This is a genomic window from Trinickia camelliae (assembly GCF_053525655.1).
On sequence record NZ_JBCHAA010000009.1, the window covers coordinates 158,505 to 173,339 of the forward strand.

A 14,835-nucleotide genomic window follows, 5' to 3' on the forward strand; every position below is an offset into this window, starting at 1 on the left:
CGACATCAAACACAACAAAACATAAACCCCTGGCGTGGCGCAGCCGTGAACCTTCAAGCCACGTATGCGCCCTTGCCATGCAGCTCGGCTTCTGCCTTCTCCAGCGCGGCGACAGCGTCATCCCCTTCGAGCGCAAGCAAATGCGCGACGAGCGATTCGGCGATCGCCGACGCGGCCACGAGCGACGGAAAGAACGACGGACTCTCGTGCGAAAAGATCAGAACTTTGTCGGCATTGAGCGCGATCGGCGCGACGGCGCTATCCGTGATCGCGATGAGCTTGCTGCCGCGCTCGACGGCAGCGGCCGCGACGCGCGCCGATTCGACTGAGTACGGCGCAAAGCCCACGACGATCGTCGCACTGTTTTTCTCGATGCCGCGCAGTTGCATTTCGAGGGTGCCTCCTTCGCCCGTCAGCAGCGATACCGACGACCGAAACAGCCGGTAGCCGTAGACAAACCCGAACGCCACTGGATAGCACGAGCGGAATCCGGCGACATGAACGTGCGTCGCCTTGCGCAAGAGCTTCGCGGCATCGACGATCAGGCTCGCGTTGTGCGCGCCGGTGATGTTGAGATTCTGGTGCTGCGCGGCGAGCAGATCGTGCGCGAGCGCTTCTTTCGCCGGGGATTTGACGAGTGAGCGCGCACGGTCGGTCAACGGCTCCGGCCGCGTGCGAACACGCGCGACGAACAGCTCGCGCAACTCGTTCCAGCCGGGAAACCCGAGTTGCTGCGACAGCCGCACGAGCGCGGCCGGTTGCACCTGCGCGCGCTCGGCGATCTTGCGCATCGACGACACGGCGATTTCGTCGGGATGGTCGAGCAAAAAGGCAGCGCCCGCCTGGAACTGCGGGCTCATTTCGGAAAACTGGGCGCGGATCAGGGAGGCTAGCTGATCGAAGCTATCGGGCATGTGGTGCACCGCAAAACGATTGTGACAACAAATGTTATCACCGGGACTGGTATGTTTTGGAGTGTTGCGCGAAGAAGAAGTTGTGAATCCGCAAGCGGAGCCGGACTACAGGCTCACCGTACACGGTGAGCCTGCAAGTACAGCATCAATACCGCATCAAGACTGCTTTTCCAGCTTCACGATGGTCAGCGTCCCGTTGAGGTTTTCGACGCGAACCTTGACCTTGTCGCCTTCCTTGACCTGCTTGACCATTGCGACGTCCTTCGCTTTGTACGCCATGGTCATCGGCGCCATGCCGATGTTCTCCAGCGCCCCGTGCTTCAACGTGACCATGCCCGTGGCCGGGTCCACTTTCTTGACTTCCGCATCGGTGAGCGCGGCGTTCGATGCCGTCGTTGCAGCCGACGTCTTCATGGACATGTTCATGCCGGCCATGTCATCACCCGCAAACGCGGGCGCAGCCGCAACGGCCATCAGAGCGACAGACGCAATCATCAACTTCTTCATTGAACTTCTCCAGTTTGGGTAGATGGCACTTCTGCGCCGGACAGTACTGCATGGGGAAACCGCTCACGCATCGCACGTCTCACGCGACGGCGCTGCAACAAGAACCACGCGGCAGGAATCACAAACATCGAAAGAACTGGCGCCGTGATCATTCCGCCGACCATCGGCGCCGCAATACGCTGGGTGACTTCCGAACCTGAGCCATGCCCGAACATGATGGGTAACAGGCCCGCGAGCACCACGGCAACCGTCATCGCCTTCGGCCTCACGCGCAGTACCGCGCCTTCGCGTATCGCATCGAGCAGCGTCTCTTCGGTCAGTGGCTCACCAAGTTCGAGCCGCCGGTTCAGCGCACCTTTCAGATACAGCAGCATGACCACGCCGAATTCGGCCGCGACGCCCGCCAGCGCAATGAAGCCGACCGACGTCGCCACCGATACCGCATGCCCCAATATCCAGATCAGCCAAAAACCGCCGACCAGCGCGAACGGTACGGTCGACATCAGCAAGAGCGCATCCGCTGCGGAATTGAACGTCAGGAAGAGCAACACGAAGATGACCACGAGCGTCACCGGGATGACGGTGCGCAGTTTGGCCTCTGCGCGTTCCAGGTACTCGAACTGCCCTGACCACGTGATCGAATAACCGGGCGGCAACACCACTTTCTGTGCAACGGCCCGCTGCATCGCCTCGACTGCCGACTGAAGGGCCACGTTCCGGATATCGACATAGATGAAGCCGGTAAGACGGCCGTCTTCGCTGCGAATGGACGGAGGGCCATCGACGATCCGGAGATCCGCCACGTCGCCCAGCTGGATTTGCGCGCCTCGATCAGTCTGCACCGGCAACTTTCTAAGATTTTCGAGCGAGTCGCGAATCTCACGCGGATAGCGGATGTTGATAGGGAAGCGTTCACGCCCCGCAACCACTTCGCCCACGTCGTCACCACCCACTGCCGAGGACACGACCGACTCAATGTCGCCTACCGAAAGGCCATAACGCGCTGCCGCCTGCCGGTTGATGTCGACATCGATATATCGCCCGCCGTTCACACGCTCGGCCAATGCGGACGTCACACCGGGCACGGTCTTCACCGTCGCCTCGACTTGCTCGGCGACCTTGGCGATTTGGTTCAGATCAGGACCAGAAACCTTCACGCCAACCGGCGACTTGATACCGGTGGACAGCATGTCCAACCGGTTGCGAATGGGCGGAACCCAAAGGTTCGACAACCCTGGCACCCTCACGATCCGATCCAGCTCGTCTTTGAGCTTCTCCGGCGTCATGCAGGGGCGCCATTGGCTTCGCGGTTTGAATTGAATCGTGGTTTCGAACATCTCGAGCCCAGGTGCCGGGTCGGTGGCCGTTTCGGCCTGACCCGCTTTGCCGAACACCGTCGCGACCTCGGGTACTGTCTTGATGAGACGATCGGTTTGCTGCAGCAGCTCGGCCGCTTTCGCGGTCGAAATGCTCGGCAGTGCTGTCGGCATATAGAGCAGGTCGCCCTCATCGAGCGGCGGCAGGAACTCTCCTCCCAATCGCGTCAGTGGAATCACGGTGAGAACGAGCGCGACGACCGCGAGGCCGATGGCGAACCAGGGACGCCGCAGCGTGGCTTCAAGCAGCGGGCGATAGAGGCGCACGAGCACACGATTGATGGGATTCGATGCCTCATGCGGAATACGCCCGCGAATCATATATCCCATCAGCACCGGCACCAGCGTCACCGACAGCCCTGCCGCGGCGGCAATCGTGTACGTCTTCGTGAAGGCGAGCGGCGAGAAGAGCTTGCCTTCCTGCCCTTCCAGCGAAAAGACCGGGATAAAGGACAGCGTGATGATGAGCAGCGAGAAGAAGAGCGCCGGACCGACTTCCGCCGCTGACGAGGCAATGAGCTCCCAGCGTTGCGCAGCCGTTATCGGCGCACGGGGATGCTGTTGCTCAAACGCCTCCAGGTGCTTGTGCGCGTTTTCAATCATCACGATGGCCGCATCGATCATCGCGCCGATGGCAATCGCGATGCCGCCCAGCGACATGATGTTGGCGCTCACCCCCTGGTAGCGCATCACGATGAACGCCGTCAACACACCGAGAGGCAGCGACAGGATCGCCACGAGCGCGCTGCGCAGATGAAAGAGAAACACCGCGCAGACGATCGCGACGACGATGAACTCTTCGATGAGCTTGTCCTTCAGGTTATCCACCGCGCTATCGATGAGTTGCGAGCGGTCGTACGTCGTGACAATTTCCACCCCCGGCGGCAGCGAACGTTTCAGATCGGCAAGCTTTGCCTTTACCGCCTCGATGGTCGTCAGCGCATTCTTGCCGGAGCGCATGACGACAACACCGCCCGCAACCTCCCCCTCGCCGTTGAGCTCGGCAATGCCACGACGCGGCGCGGGACCAACCTGAATGCGCGCCACATCGCCAAGCAGCACCGGCGTACCGGCATCGTTGGTTCGCAGCACGATATTACGGAAGTCATCGAGAGAGTGGAGATAGCCCGATGTGCGCACCACATACTCGGACTCGGCGAGTTCGACGACCGAACCGCCCGACTCCTGATTGGACTTACTCAGCGCGTCGGCCACCATGGACTCCGTGATGCCGTATGCGCGCAGTTTGTCCGGGTCGAGCACCACTTGATACTGCCGCACCATGCCGCCGATGCTTGCAACCTCCGATACATCCGGCACGGCCTTCAGCTCGAATTTCAGGAACCAGTCGTTGAGCGCACGCAATTGCCCGAGGTCGTGCTTGCCGGTCTTGTCGACGAGCGCGTACTCGTACACCCAGCCCACGCCAGTGGCGTCCGGTCCGAGCGAAACGGTCGCGCCGGGTGGCAGTCGGCTTTGCACCTGGTTCAGATATTCGAGCACCCGGGAGCGAGCCCAGTATTGGTCGGTCTTGTCGTCGAAGATGACATAGACGAACGCTTCGCCAAACGACGAATACCCACGAACGGTTTTTGCGCCGGGCACGCCAAGCAATGTCGTGGTGAGCGGATAAGTGACCTGGTCCTCGATGACCTGCGCGGCCTTGCCTGGATAGGATGCCTTAATGATGACCTGCGTGTCCGACAGGTCGGGTAGCGCGTCAAGCGGCGTCTGCTGAAGCGAGTAGACGCCCCACGCCGCGACGAGCACGGTCGCGAGCAGCACCAGAAACCGGTTGTGGATGGACCAGCGAATCAGGCGGGCGATCATTTTGCGTCTCCCATCGGCTCGACCTTGGTCAGCTGATAGCCACTATCGGATTGCTTGAAGACGAAATGCGCGGTCTGCCCGGGCTTCACGTCCGGGAAGGCGTTGGGTTCCGGTTTATTGAAGGACATCGTCATCGCGGGCCAGCCGAGCGCGGGAACCGGTTGATGCGAAAACGTGATGTCTCCAGCCGTCACCTTTTCGACTTTGCCGGTGGTCTCATACGTTTGGCTTGCCGCAGATGAGGAGGCAGGTGCGGGGGTGCTCGTTCCCGCTTCGCCGCCGCTTTCCAGTCTCGGCAGGACGGCTTTCAGGCTGGCTTCCGAGTCGATCAGGAACTGGCCGGATGCCACCACCGTGTCGCCGTCGCTCAAGCCGCTCAGCACCTCGGTGTCGTTGCCGGCGTCATTCCCGACGGTGACCTCGACGGGCTGCAGGCCGCCGTTTGCGTTCTTGACGATGACCAGGGAGCGCTTGCCGGTCGTGATGACCGCTTCGGAGGGGACCAAGAGACGCGAGACCGCCTTTTGTCCTTCGACGCGCACGCGCATCAGCATGCCCGGCGTCAGTTGCTGTGCCGTGTTGTCGATTTCCAGACGTGCCTGCAGCGTGCGGCTCGTCGTGCTGATACCGGGCAGGATTTCGCGAATCTGCCCCTTGAAGTGCCGGGTTGAATCACCCGAGAACGTTGCGTCCACACTCATGCCGGGCTTGACGCTTAGCGCCAGTGCCTCGGGAATTTCGACGATGAGCCATAGCTTCGAGAGACCTGCGACTTTGGCAAGCGTCTGTCCGGGCAACACCTGCGCGCCGTCCCTGACGTTCAGCTCGCTCACGACCCCTGCCTCCGGCGACGACAGAACCACATGCGTTTGCGCCTGTCCAGTCCGGTCCAGACTGGCGATGACGCTGTCAGGAATCGACAGTGCCCGCATGCGGGCGCGGGACGCCGCGAGGAGATCGGCGTCCATTCCGCCACGCTTGAGCGCGAGATATTCTTCCTGAGGCGCGAGCCAATCGGGCACGAAAAGGGACGCAATCGGCGCGCCCTTGCCGACGTGTTGCATCGGCGCGCTCGCGTACAGGCGGTCGATGTACCCCGCGACGCGCGATTGCACGACATACGCCTGCGATTCGTCGAATTGCGTGGTGCCGACGGCGTCGAATCCTTCCGTCGAGTCCTGCCGGCGCACGGTCGCGTAGCGAATGCCGAGGTTCTGTTGGAGGCCCGGGTCAATCTTGACGCCGGCGGAGCCGCCGCCTTCATCCGCGTAGACCGGCTGAAGCTGCATGTCCATGAAAGGCGACTTGCCCGGCTTGTCGAAGTGCTGGTTCGGCACCATCGGATCGTGCCAGAACAGCACCTTCCGACCTGTCTTCGGGTCGATCTTGTCGCCGGACGAAAGCGTTGGCGCCGCAGTCGGACTCACATTCGATTTGCCGGGGCTGTGAAGCGTGCCGACAAAATAGCCGGCGCCGAGTAACGCGGCTGCGGCAAATACGGTCGAAGCCGCGCGCACCAGTGGTTTGTTTGTCATGGTGTTGGTGTTTCCTTCACTGAGTGTCGGTCATCGTTGCCGGCACGACCTGGTATTCAAGTTGAGCCCACGTTTGCGATACCTCGCGCTTGAGGTCGAGCACTTGCAGCTCTGCATCGATTTGCGCGCGACGCGCCGCGAACGTGTCGGCAAGCGAGCCGGTGCCAGCCTTGTACGCGGCGGCCGCAAGATGTACGCGCTGGTCCGCCGCCGGCAGCAACGACTGGGTCAGATTCGAGATCCGTTCGCGACCGCTTGCGAGCGTGGCCGACTCCGCGCGGATATCCGCTTGCACCTGCAGAAGCGCGTCTTGGTACATCAAGCGGGCCTTGGTGGCCAGCTCCCCTTTTTCGGCGACGTCACGGTCCTCGATGTTTTTGCGGTTGAGCGGAAGCGGAATGCGTACCCCGACCGAGACGAAATTCGAAGCGTCGCCGCCCCGCAAGTAAGAGACGTTCCAGGTCCAGTTCGGGGTGCGGTTGCTGTCGGCAACCGCCGTATCGGCATCGGCCACGGAGATCTCCTTGGCGGCTGCCACGAGGGTCGGCTGGACTTGCCGCAGGGTGTCCGGCGGCAGTGAGGAAACATAGGACTCGGGTGCAGGAGGCTCGCCCGCCACATCGGCAACAGGCGCCGTCGTCCAGCGAGACAGGCTGATCAGCGCGGTTTGGAAGGTCTGTCGGGCTTTGAGCAGCTGGTCTTGCGTCTGGGCCAGCATCGACTGCGCTTGCACCACGTCGGCGGCCGTCGCCTTGGCGCCTTTATACGAGGCCTGCGTCGCCGCGAGTTCGTGGTTCATGTGATCCAGCAGTTCTTCCTGCAGCGAGACGGCTTCTTTCGCGTAAATCGCATTCAGCCAGGCGACGGCCGTTTGCTGGCGAACGTTCGCAAGCTGTTCGAGGTATCCAGCGCGTTCGCGGCTCACCGTTTCGTCTGCTAATGCGGAGCGCAGTCGCCGCTTGTCGCGGGACACCCATTCCTGCTCGATGCCAATGCGGCGCATCGTCAAGATGTTCTGGCCGATCGTGAGTCTTTGTGGCCCGTTGATCGGCAAATCGTCGATGCCGGCCGACAGCGCAGGCTCCGGCAGTTGGCCTGCTTTGACAGAAGCCTCCGAACTGGCGCGCACGGACGCCTGCGCCGCGCCGATGGCGGCAGAGTTATCGGTAGCGGCCTGTATCGCCGCATCAAGTGTGACGGGGGCTTCCTGAGCGTGCGCGGCAACGCTTAGAAAGGCCAGCGCGGCGAGCAGTGAACGCGCGCGCAGTGGTGCACGCCAGCGTGGTGGCGTGCCGAAAGTGAAAGGCATGTTCTAACCCCAACGGCGGAATCCCAACGGAAAAATGGGAATCCACGTCCTGGACGCAGGACGACCTCACCGCAAACGCGGTGAACCTGTCAGCAAGGGATTAGATGGCGCGCGGAGGTCGCCACAGCCCGGCCGGCTCGCGGTCGGAGAGCGATTGCGCGTAGTTGAAGACGACAGAGGTGGAGAGACCAGCGGGACGGGTTACCTCAAGGGTGGCAACCGGAAGATATTGGCAGCCGATTTGGCATTGGGCGCTCATCTTGCAGAAAACGCCCTTGGCCTTGCCGGCAGTCGACGATTTCATCAAGTCGCAGTCGGGCATGGTGGCGGACATTTCACCGCCGTTGCCCGTGCCCATCGACTGTTGCATCGGGCATTCACCGACCAAGCCGCTAGCTGCCAGCCCACTGATGGGCAGCACCGCACAAAGCAGCAAGAGGAGGAAGGTTCGGAGAAGTTTCATGACCGCAAATATGGCGCCGCCAGTTTACCCAAATTTCGAGAGAGCGTTCGCGATTTCTTTCGCGCGAGCCTGCGGTAGACCGCGCGACCGAACAGACTGCACGATCCCACCAGCCAATCGGACATTGGCACTGTAAACACCGTACATGCGCTTTTTATTCAAATCCGCGCGTTTCTTAACCGCAGTGCGTTGGCAATCACCGAGGTCGAACTCAGACTCATCGCCAGTGCCGCGATCATCGGCGACAACAACCAGCCGGTAAGCGGATACAGCGCGCCGGCCGCCAGCGGCACCCCCAGCGCGTTATAGACAAATGCCCATGCAAGATTCTGCTTCATGTTCATGGAGAAGATAGGCTGAGCGGGTCACGAGGTCGACGGTGCGAAGAGCAGTCCTGATGAATGGCTGACGCGGTAGCCGCAGGCTGACGGTCGGGGAGCGACCGTCAGCCTCTCTCCTACAGCAACGCCACCACCCGCACGTCGCCCTGCTCCGCCGACGCCACGACCTTGCCGCCGACCCGGCTGAACATGATCGACACCGTCTTGTCGCCGACGCGCAAATCGCCGATCTCGAGCCAATCGATGCCCTCGGGCAGCGCCGGCTGTTCGATCCGCACTTCGTGGCGCTCGGCGTCGATCGTCATGCCGAGACACGCTTCGAGCATCATGAACGGCGAACCCGCGGCCCACGCTTGCGGCAGACACGCGACCGGATAGGCCGTCGGCGGCTCGCCGCGACGGCGCGGGAACCCGCAGAACAGTTCGGGCAAGCGCATGTCGAAATTGACCGCTGCTTGAAAGAGCGCTTGCAGCAGCCGCACCGCCGCGCCTTTGTCGCCATAGCGCGCGAGGCCGCGCGCGCAAAGCGCGTTGTCGTGCGGCCAGACCGAGCCGTTGTGATACGCCATCGGGTTGAAGCGCGATTGGTTGGCCGCGAGTGTGCGCACGCCCCAGCCGGTATGGAAGATCGTCGACTCCAGATGTCGCGCGACCGATTCGCCGCGCTCGCGCGCCGGCAGTCCGAAGGCGAGCAGATGCCCCGCGTTCGACGCCATCACGCGGCACAGATCCCCCTTGCCGTCGAGTGCGATGCCATAGAACCCTTCCTCGGGCATCCAGTACTTTTCTTCGACGCGCTCGCGCAACGCCGTCGCGCGCGCCTTGTAGCGCACCGCGTCGGCGGGATGGCCGCGCAACGACGCGAAATGCGACATCGTGTCGAACGCGGCGCATGCGTAAGCCTGCACTTCGACGAGCGCGATCGGCCCTTCGGGGAAGCGGCCGTCCGCGTGGAAGACGGAATCGTGGCTGTCCTTCCAGCCCTGGTTCGCGAGGCCGCCATCGGAGGCGCGCTGATAATCGAGCAGCCCGAGGGGGTTCTTGTCGCACACGCCCGCGACCCACTGCGCCGCGCGCTCGAGCGCGGGCCACAGTTCGTCGATCAGCGCCATGTCGCCGGTGCGTTCGGCGTAGGCGCCCGCCAGCACGACGAACAGCGGCGTCGAATCGACGCCGCCGTAATAGAGCGCGAACGGCACCTCGCCCGTGGCGGCCATTTCGCTCTTGCGCATCTCGTGCATGATCTTGCCGACGGACGCATCGCGGAACGCCGAGTCCTCATGCGCCTGATGCTCGGCGAGAAAGCGCAGCACGCCGCGCGCGAGCAGCGGCTGCAGCCACAGCGTCTGCAGCGAAGTGATGATGGCGTCGCGTCCGAACGGCGTCGAGAACCATGGAATGCCGGCGTACGGGTATGGCCCGGTCGCGAGATCGGTCGTCAGCAAACCGAGGTCCGCGAACGAACGGTCGAGCCAGGCGTTGAACAGCGGATTGCTCGACCTCACGCGCGCCGTTACGCGGCGGCGCTCGCGCATCGCCAAGTGCGCATCGACGAGCGCGGCCCGCACCGCGGCGCGGCCGACACGCGGCCGGGCGGCATCGATCTGCGTCAGGTGCGCGGGGCTTGCGCTATGCGGCGGCTTGGCCACGTCCGCGCTCGATGCGGCGCCTTGCTGCGCGCGCGCCTGCACCGCCACCGACAAATACACCGACACGCATGCCTGCGCCGGCAATTGCACCGAATAGTCGGCGCGGCCTGAGAGGAGCTGGTCGGGCTCGGGCGAGAACGCGATGCGCACGTCGCGCTCGACGCGATCGAGCCCCACGTAACCGAGCAGCACTTCGCCGTTCTCGACACGCGGCGCCTCGACAGCGCCCTTTTTCTCGCGCTTCAGGCCGCGGACTTCGAACATGTCCTTGAAGTCGCTCGCGAACGAAACGGAGAGCGGCACGACCGCATCGGTCATGCCATAGTTGGTGAGCGTAATCGCTTCGTAAAGAATGGTGCCGCTCAACACGCGCAAGCGCTCGACGTGGATCACGCCTTCGGGCGTCACCGCGCCGCCGAGCGGCGGCAGCGGGCGATTGGTCAGGTGCGCGGTGAATGCGGTGTTGTCGCTGCTGACGTTGCCCGACAGAAGCGACGGCGCGCGGCCGCCGAACGTCAGGCGCAATTGGGAGAGCACGCGCGTGTCGTTGACGAACAGGCCATCGTCGTGGCCGATGATGTCGCCGAGCGGATCGTTGACGACGAAGGTGTCGCCCGATTTCAGTACGTACTGACTTGCGCTTGCAATGTTGGGGTTTTCGGTCGGGATGAATGCGCCGTCCGGTTCATGCTCGTGCTCGGGGGGTTCGCCTGGGCTAATACCGCCGAGTGACTCTGGGTCCAGCATCGTCTTGCCTCCGTGCAGAAACAATGAGGTCGTTCCGATTGTAGAGAGGTATGCGCGAACCGGAAGTTCAACGAGGCGATGCGTTGCGCTCGCGTCACGGCGGACACGTTACTCGCATCCGCCGCTTCTTTCACGTCGAGTTACGAATGAATTCGTCGACAAAGCGATTGAATGCCGACGGATGCGCGAGATTCATTCCGTGCGACGCGCCGCGCACGGTTTGCCGGCGTGCATCCGCGAGCCACTCCTGCAGCGCGGCGACCGTGCGCTTGAACATCAGCGGGCTCTTTTCGCCGTCGATCAGCAGCACCGGAGAGCGCACGTCGGCGGCATCGTCGGCGGTGTAGGCAGGCAGCGGGTCCAGGAACTGACGCGGCAGCGTGCCCGCGTTGTCGGTCGCCATCGTGCGGAAAGCTATCGTGCTCTTTTCCCAGAAGCCGGGGCGGCTCACGGAATCGACGAACAGTTGCAGCCCCGCGTCGATCTCGCCGCTCTCGATCAGTTGCGCCGCGCGGGCGCGCAGCGCGTTCACGGTTTCGGGCATTTGCGCGAGCGGCCGACCGGGAATCTGCAGCGGACCGCCCGGATCGGCGAGCGTCAACGTGCGAACGTGCTGCGGGTGACGGCGCGCGAAGTGATACGCGACGCAACCGCCGCGCGAGTGTCCGACCACGTGGGCCGGTCCTTCATTCAATCGTGCGAGAAAGTCGGCCAGTTCGTCGGCGTGGCGGCTCCAGCTGAACGGCACATCCTCGCCTAAGCGCGCGTGCGGCCAATAGTGCGTGAGGCTCACGCTCACGCAGCGGTAGCGCGGCGACAGTCCGTCGAGCTGCGGCTGCCAGTAGCGGTAGTCGCACAGCGAGCCATGCACGAACAGCAGCAACGGACCCTCGCCGCGTTCGACATACGGCATCCGCAAGCCGCTTGCCAATTCGATTTCGCGCAACGACGGCTCGACGGCATCCGTGAAGCGGGACGCCTGCGGCGGCGCCGCACTCGAATCGGGCTCGTCGGGTAAATCCATTTTCGTGGGGAAGTGGAGGTTCGATTAAAGCGGTGAACGGAGCGCGCTAGTCGCCGAAGCCCAGCTCGGCGTCGAAACTTTGCCCGACCGCGAGCTGCGCCCCCGCGCCAGTCACGACGATCGCGTTCTGGCCGAACGTCAGCGCGCCGTCGAGCACGCTGTTCGCGCGATAGGCGCTCATCGTGTCCGTGGGCTCGTTCGGCCATTGCGGATCGGGCGCGCCGGTCGCTTGATCGATGGTCGGCATCGGGCAGCGCGCGCATGGCTTCACCACGCGCAGTTCGATGGCGTCGCCGCCAATGCTGCGCAACGTCTCGACGTAGTCCTCTTCGTACGCCTCCAGCCCCGTCACGACGATGTTCGGACGAAAGCGGTTCATCGGAATCGCGCTCGCGCCTTTGCGCGTGAGCCGCTCGTTCAAGTCGTCGAGCGAGGCCTGACCGATCACGAGCAGCGGGTAGCCGTCGGCGAAGCGGGTCGGAACCTCGATGTCGCCGGTCCACGTGCGGCTAGCAAGGCGCAGAGCTTGGGGATCGAAACGCACAAGCCGCACCGGCGTGCCGAGCAACGCCGAAAACCAGCGGGCCGTATTGGACCCCGTATCGAGCGCGGCAACCCTATCGCGCCAGACCGTTGCTTTGACGACCGTAGCGCCACGCAAATCGTCAGCCGCGAGCGGCGTACGCAATGCGTCCATGCCGGGCGCGCGGATGACGAGTTCGGAGGCGCCGATCTCGACCGCGACGAGCGCGAGCCGCGGAAACGTACGCTGCGTGATGAATTGGCCTGCCGCGTCGACGAGCATCCAGTTGCGGTCGTATTCGAGGCCATACGGCAGCAGACGGACGGTATCGAACGCGATTCCGGCGCAAGACTTGATCGGATAGACGATGAGTTGGCTGATGGCAGGCATGGGGCGACGCGGGGGATGCGCAAAGGAACGGCCGAGAGCCGCGATGGTAGCACCGCTTCGCCAGAAAACGCAGACGCTTACTCGAACGCGCCCATGTCGACCCACTCCGCCGCGGCGCCGGCCCCACGCACGGCGCAGGTCAGCGGCTCGTCCGCGACGCGCACCTCCAGCCCCGTCTCCTCGACGAGCCGCCGGTCGAGATTCGCAAGCAGCGCCCCGCCGCCCGCCAGGACGATGCCGGTGTCGGCGATATCGGTGATGAGCTCGGGCGGCGCATTTTCGAGCGCCGCCTTCACCGCGCCGATCACTTGCTTGAGCGGCACGGCGAGCGCATCGGCGACGTCGTGATTGGACAATTCGATCGTGCGCGGCAGGCCGTCTTCGAGACTGCGCCCGGTCGCGCGCATCGTTTCCTGTGGGACATCGTAGCTGGCCGTGCCGATGGTTTTCTTGACGTACTCCGCAGTCTGATCGCCGAGCACGACGCCATACAGGTTGCGCACGTGGCTGATGATGGCCGAGTCGAACTGGTCGCCGCCGACGCGAACCGAGCCTTTGTAGACCACGCCCCCGAGCGCGATCACGCCGACTTCGGTCGTGCCGCCGCCGATGTCGACGACCATCGAACCGCGCGCCTGTCCGACCGGCAGCCCTGCGCCGACCGCGGCCGCGAGCGATTCGCTGATGAGGTTGACCTTCGACGCGCCCGCCGCCATCGCCGCCTCGCGGATCGCGCGGCGCTCGACGTCAGTCGCGTTCGACGGCACGCAAACCGTGAACTCGGCGCGCCGCCCGAAGAGCGAGCGCAGCCGCGCCATGTCGACGAATTCGCGGAACATCTGCTCGGCTGCGGGGAAATTGGCGATCACGCCGTGCTGCAGCGGCCGCACAGCTTCGAGGTTGCCGGGCGAGCGCCCGAGCAATTGCTTGGCCTGAGTGCCCACGGCCGCGACGCGCGCATAGCCGGGCCCCGGCATGCCGTGCTTCTGGAAGCACACCACGGAAGGCTCGTTCAACACGATGCCCTTGTCGCGCATGTAAATCAGCGTGTTTGCGGTGCCGAGGTCGACCGCGACGCTTTGTTGGAACAATCGTCCAAAGAATGGTGTGTGCGACATCGTAGCCTCTGAAGTAACTCGCTCGCCAGCGGCCTGATTGTTGTTGAGTCGTGCAGGCTACCCGCCGCCGCAGGCTGAAGGGTCTACATCTGCCCTGCTAATAAGCGAATTACGGCATCCCTGGCCATTACTTTAGGTCAGGGAAACCCCAATGTTCAGAACAATTTGCGAGGACTAACGATTTTCTCGCGCACATCAAAGCGTCTTATGGGCGCCGATGGTGGTTCTGCTGCGCAAGTGAGCGAGTACGCGCGGGCGCTCGACGAGCGTGCGCACCAGCGCATCGCGTCCGAGCAGCGCGCCATCGCTGGAGATCGTGTGGCCGACGGACGGCAGCGCGTAGGCCTCGACCGCACAGCCGGCGTCGCTGAACGCGTGCGCGGCGCGTTCGAGTTCGAGCACGGGGACGACGTCGTCGTCGGTACCGTGCACGAGCGTGATGGACGTGCGGCACCGCTGCCCGATCGGCGACGCGAGCCGGCCCGAATAGGCAACCACGGCCGCCGCGCCTGCGGAATTCGACGCGGCGTGATGCAGCGCCATGATCGAACCTTGCGAAAAGCCGACGATTGCAAGGCAATCGAAATCCAGCTCGTAGCGCGCGAGTTCGCCGCTCAGCATGCGATGCAGCGCCGGGTACGCATTGGCGACGCGCAACGGACGGCGCAACTCGTCGATCTCGCGCCGGCTGAACCATTGACGGCCGCCCGCGCCGCCGTCAAACGCCTCGCTGCCGTCGAGCGATGCGAAGGCCGTGTCGGGCAAGGCCTCGCGCCAGGAGTCGGCGAGCGACAGAAGATCGAGCGCGCTGCCGCCAACACCGTGCAGCAGCACAACGAGCGACTGCGCCGGGCCCTCGAGCGGAGCGCGGCGCCAGCCGTGTTCGAATCGGTTCCAGTCCATGGGAATCTCCCGGGCAGCCCTTTCGGGGTAGACAAGTCACCCCGCGGACGGCGGGATGTTGCGCACAGCCGGGAGCATACGCCGGGTTGGCGATTCGTGTGTGTGACCGGTACGTGACTAGGGTCTGTTCACATTAGAAACAGGCTTGCGAACGTGCGTTTCCGGGCGCAGTGCAAGGAGTAAGGAGCGCCGTTTGGCCGCGCCAA

Annotated in this window: 11 protein-coding genes and 1 pseudogene; all 12 read right to left on the reverse strand. The window is 63.8% G+C overall.

Going from position 1 to position 14,835, the window contains the following annotated elements; genetic code table 11:
* Positions 1–53 precede the first annotated feature (53 nt).
* The 12 genes and pseudogenes from AAHK20_RS16910 to AAHK20_RS16965 all read right to left on the reverse strand — a co-directional run bounded on the left by AAHK20_RS16910 (position 54) and on the right by AAHK20_RS16965 (position 14,629).
* The gene (locus AAHK20_RS16910; protein WP_449182635.1) at positions 54–914 is read right to left on the reverse strand and encodes a MurR/RpiR family transcriptional regulator; all 861 of its coding nucleotides are present in this window, start codon (positions 912–914) and stop codon (positions 54–56) included.
* A 156-nt stretch (positions 915–1,070) separates the two neighbouring features.
* Positions 1,071–1,421, reverse strand: a complete 351-nt coding sequence (locus AAHK20_RS16915; RefSeq protein WP_449182636.1) for a copper-binding protein — start codon at positions 1,419–1,421, stop codon at positions 1,071–1,073.
* The gene (locus tag AAHK20_RS16920) at positions 1,418–4,627 is read right to left on the reverse strand and encodes an efflux RND transporter permease subunit (protein ID WP_449182637.1); all 3,210 of its coding nucleotides are present in this window, start codon (positions 4,625–4,627) and stop codon (positions 1,418–1,420) included. Before AAHK20_RS16920 ends, AAHK20_RS16915 begins: the two co-directional genes overlap by 4 nt.
* Entirely contained in the window at positions 4,624–6,162 is a 1,539-nt protein-coding gene (locus AAHK20_RS16925; RefSeq protein ID WP_449182638.1) for an efflux RND transporter periplasmic adaptor subunit, read from the reverse strand. The genes AAHK20_RS16920 and AAHK20_RS16925 overlap by 4 nt, the downstream gene beginning before the upstream one ends.
* 16 nt (positions 6,163–6,178) lie before the next feature.
* Positions 6,179–7,471 carry a TolC family protein gene (locus AAHK20_RS16930; RefSeq protein ID WP_449182639.1) on the reverse strand — a complete coding sequence of 431 codons (1,293 nt, stop codon included), beginning with the start codon at positions 7,469–7,471 and terminating at the stop codon, positions 6,179–6,181.
* 100 nt (positions 7,472–7,571) lie between these two features.
* Entirely contained in the window at positions 7,572–7,934 is a 363-nt protein-coding gene (locus AAHK20_RS16935) for a hypothetical protein (protein ID WP_449182640.1), read from the reverse strand.
* Between the two features lie 158 nt (positions 7,935–8,092).
* Positions 8,093–8,275, reverse strand: a pseudogene (locus AAHK20_RS16940) (hypothetical protein); the annotation flags it as partial.
* 116 nt (positions 8,276–8,391) lie between these two features.
* Complete coding sequence (locus AAHK20_RS16945) at positions 8,392–10,671, reverse strand: amylo-alpha-1,6-glucosidase (RefSeq protein WP_449182641.1); 2,280 nt, start codon at positions 10,669–10,671, stop codon at positions 8,392–8,394.
* A 130-nt stretch (positions 10,672–10,801) separates the two neighbouring features.
* On the reverse strand, positions 10,802–11,584 hold the full coding sequence (locus AAHK20_RS16950) for an alpha/beta fold hydrolase (RefSeq protein WP_449182733.1): 783 nt from the start codon (positions 11,582–11,584) through the stop codon (positions 10,802–10,804).
* Between the two features lie 157 nt (positions 11,585–11,741).
* A complete protein-coding gene (locus AAHK20_RS16955) occupies positions 11,742–12,608 on the reverse strand; it encodes an MOSC domain-containing protein (protein ID WP_449182642.1) in 867 nt (288 codons plus the stop codon).
* 77 nt (positions 12,609–12,685) lie between these two features.
* Positions 12,686–13,726, reverse strand: coding sequence for a rod shape-determining protein (locus AAHK20_RS16960; protein WP_449182643.1), 1,041 nt, complete (start codon positions 13,724–13,726; stop codon positions 12,686–12,688).
* 195 nt (positions 13,727–13,921) lie between these two features.
* A complete protein-coding gene (locus AAHK20_RS16965; RefSeq protein WP_449182644.1) occupies positions 13,922–14,629 on the reverse strand; it encodes an alpha/beta hydrolase in 708 nt (235 codons plus the stop codon).
* Positions 14,630–14,835: the final 206 nt, after the last annotated feature.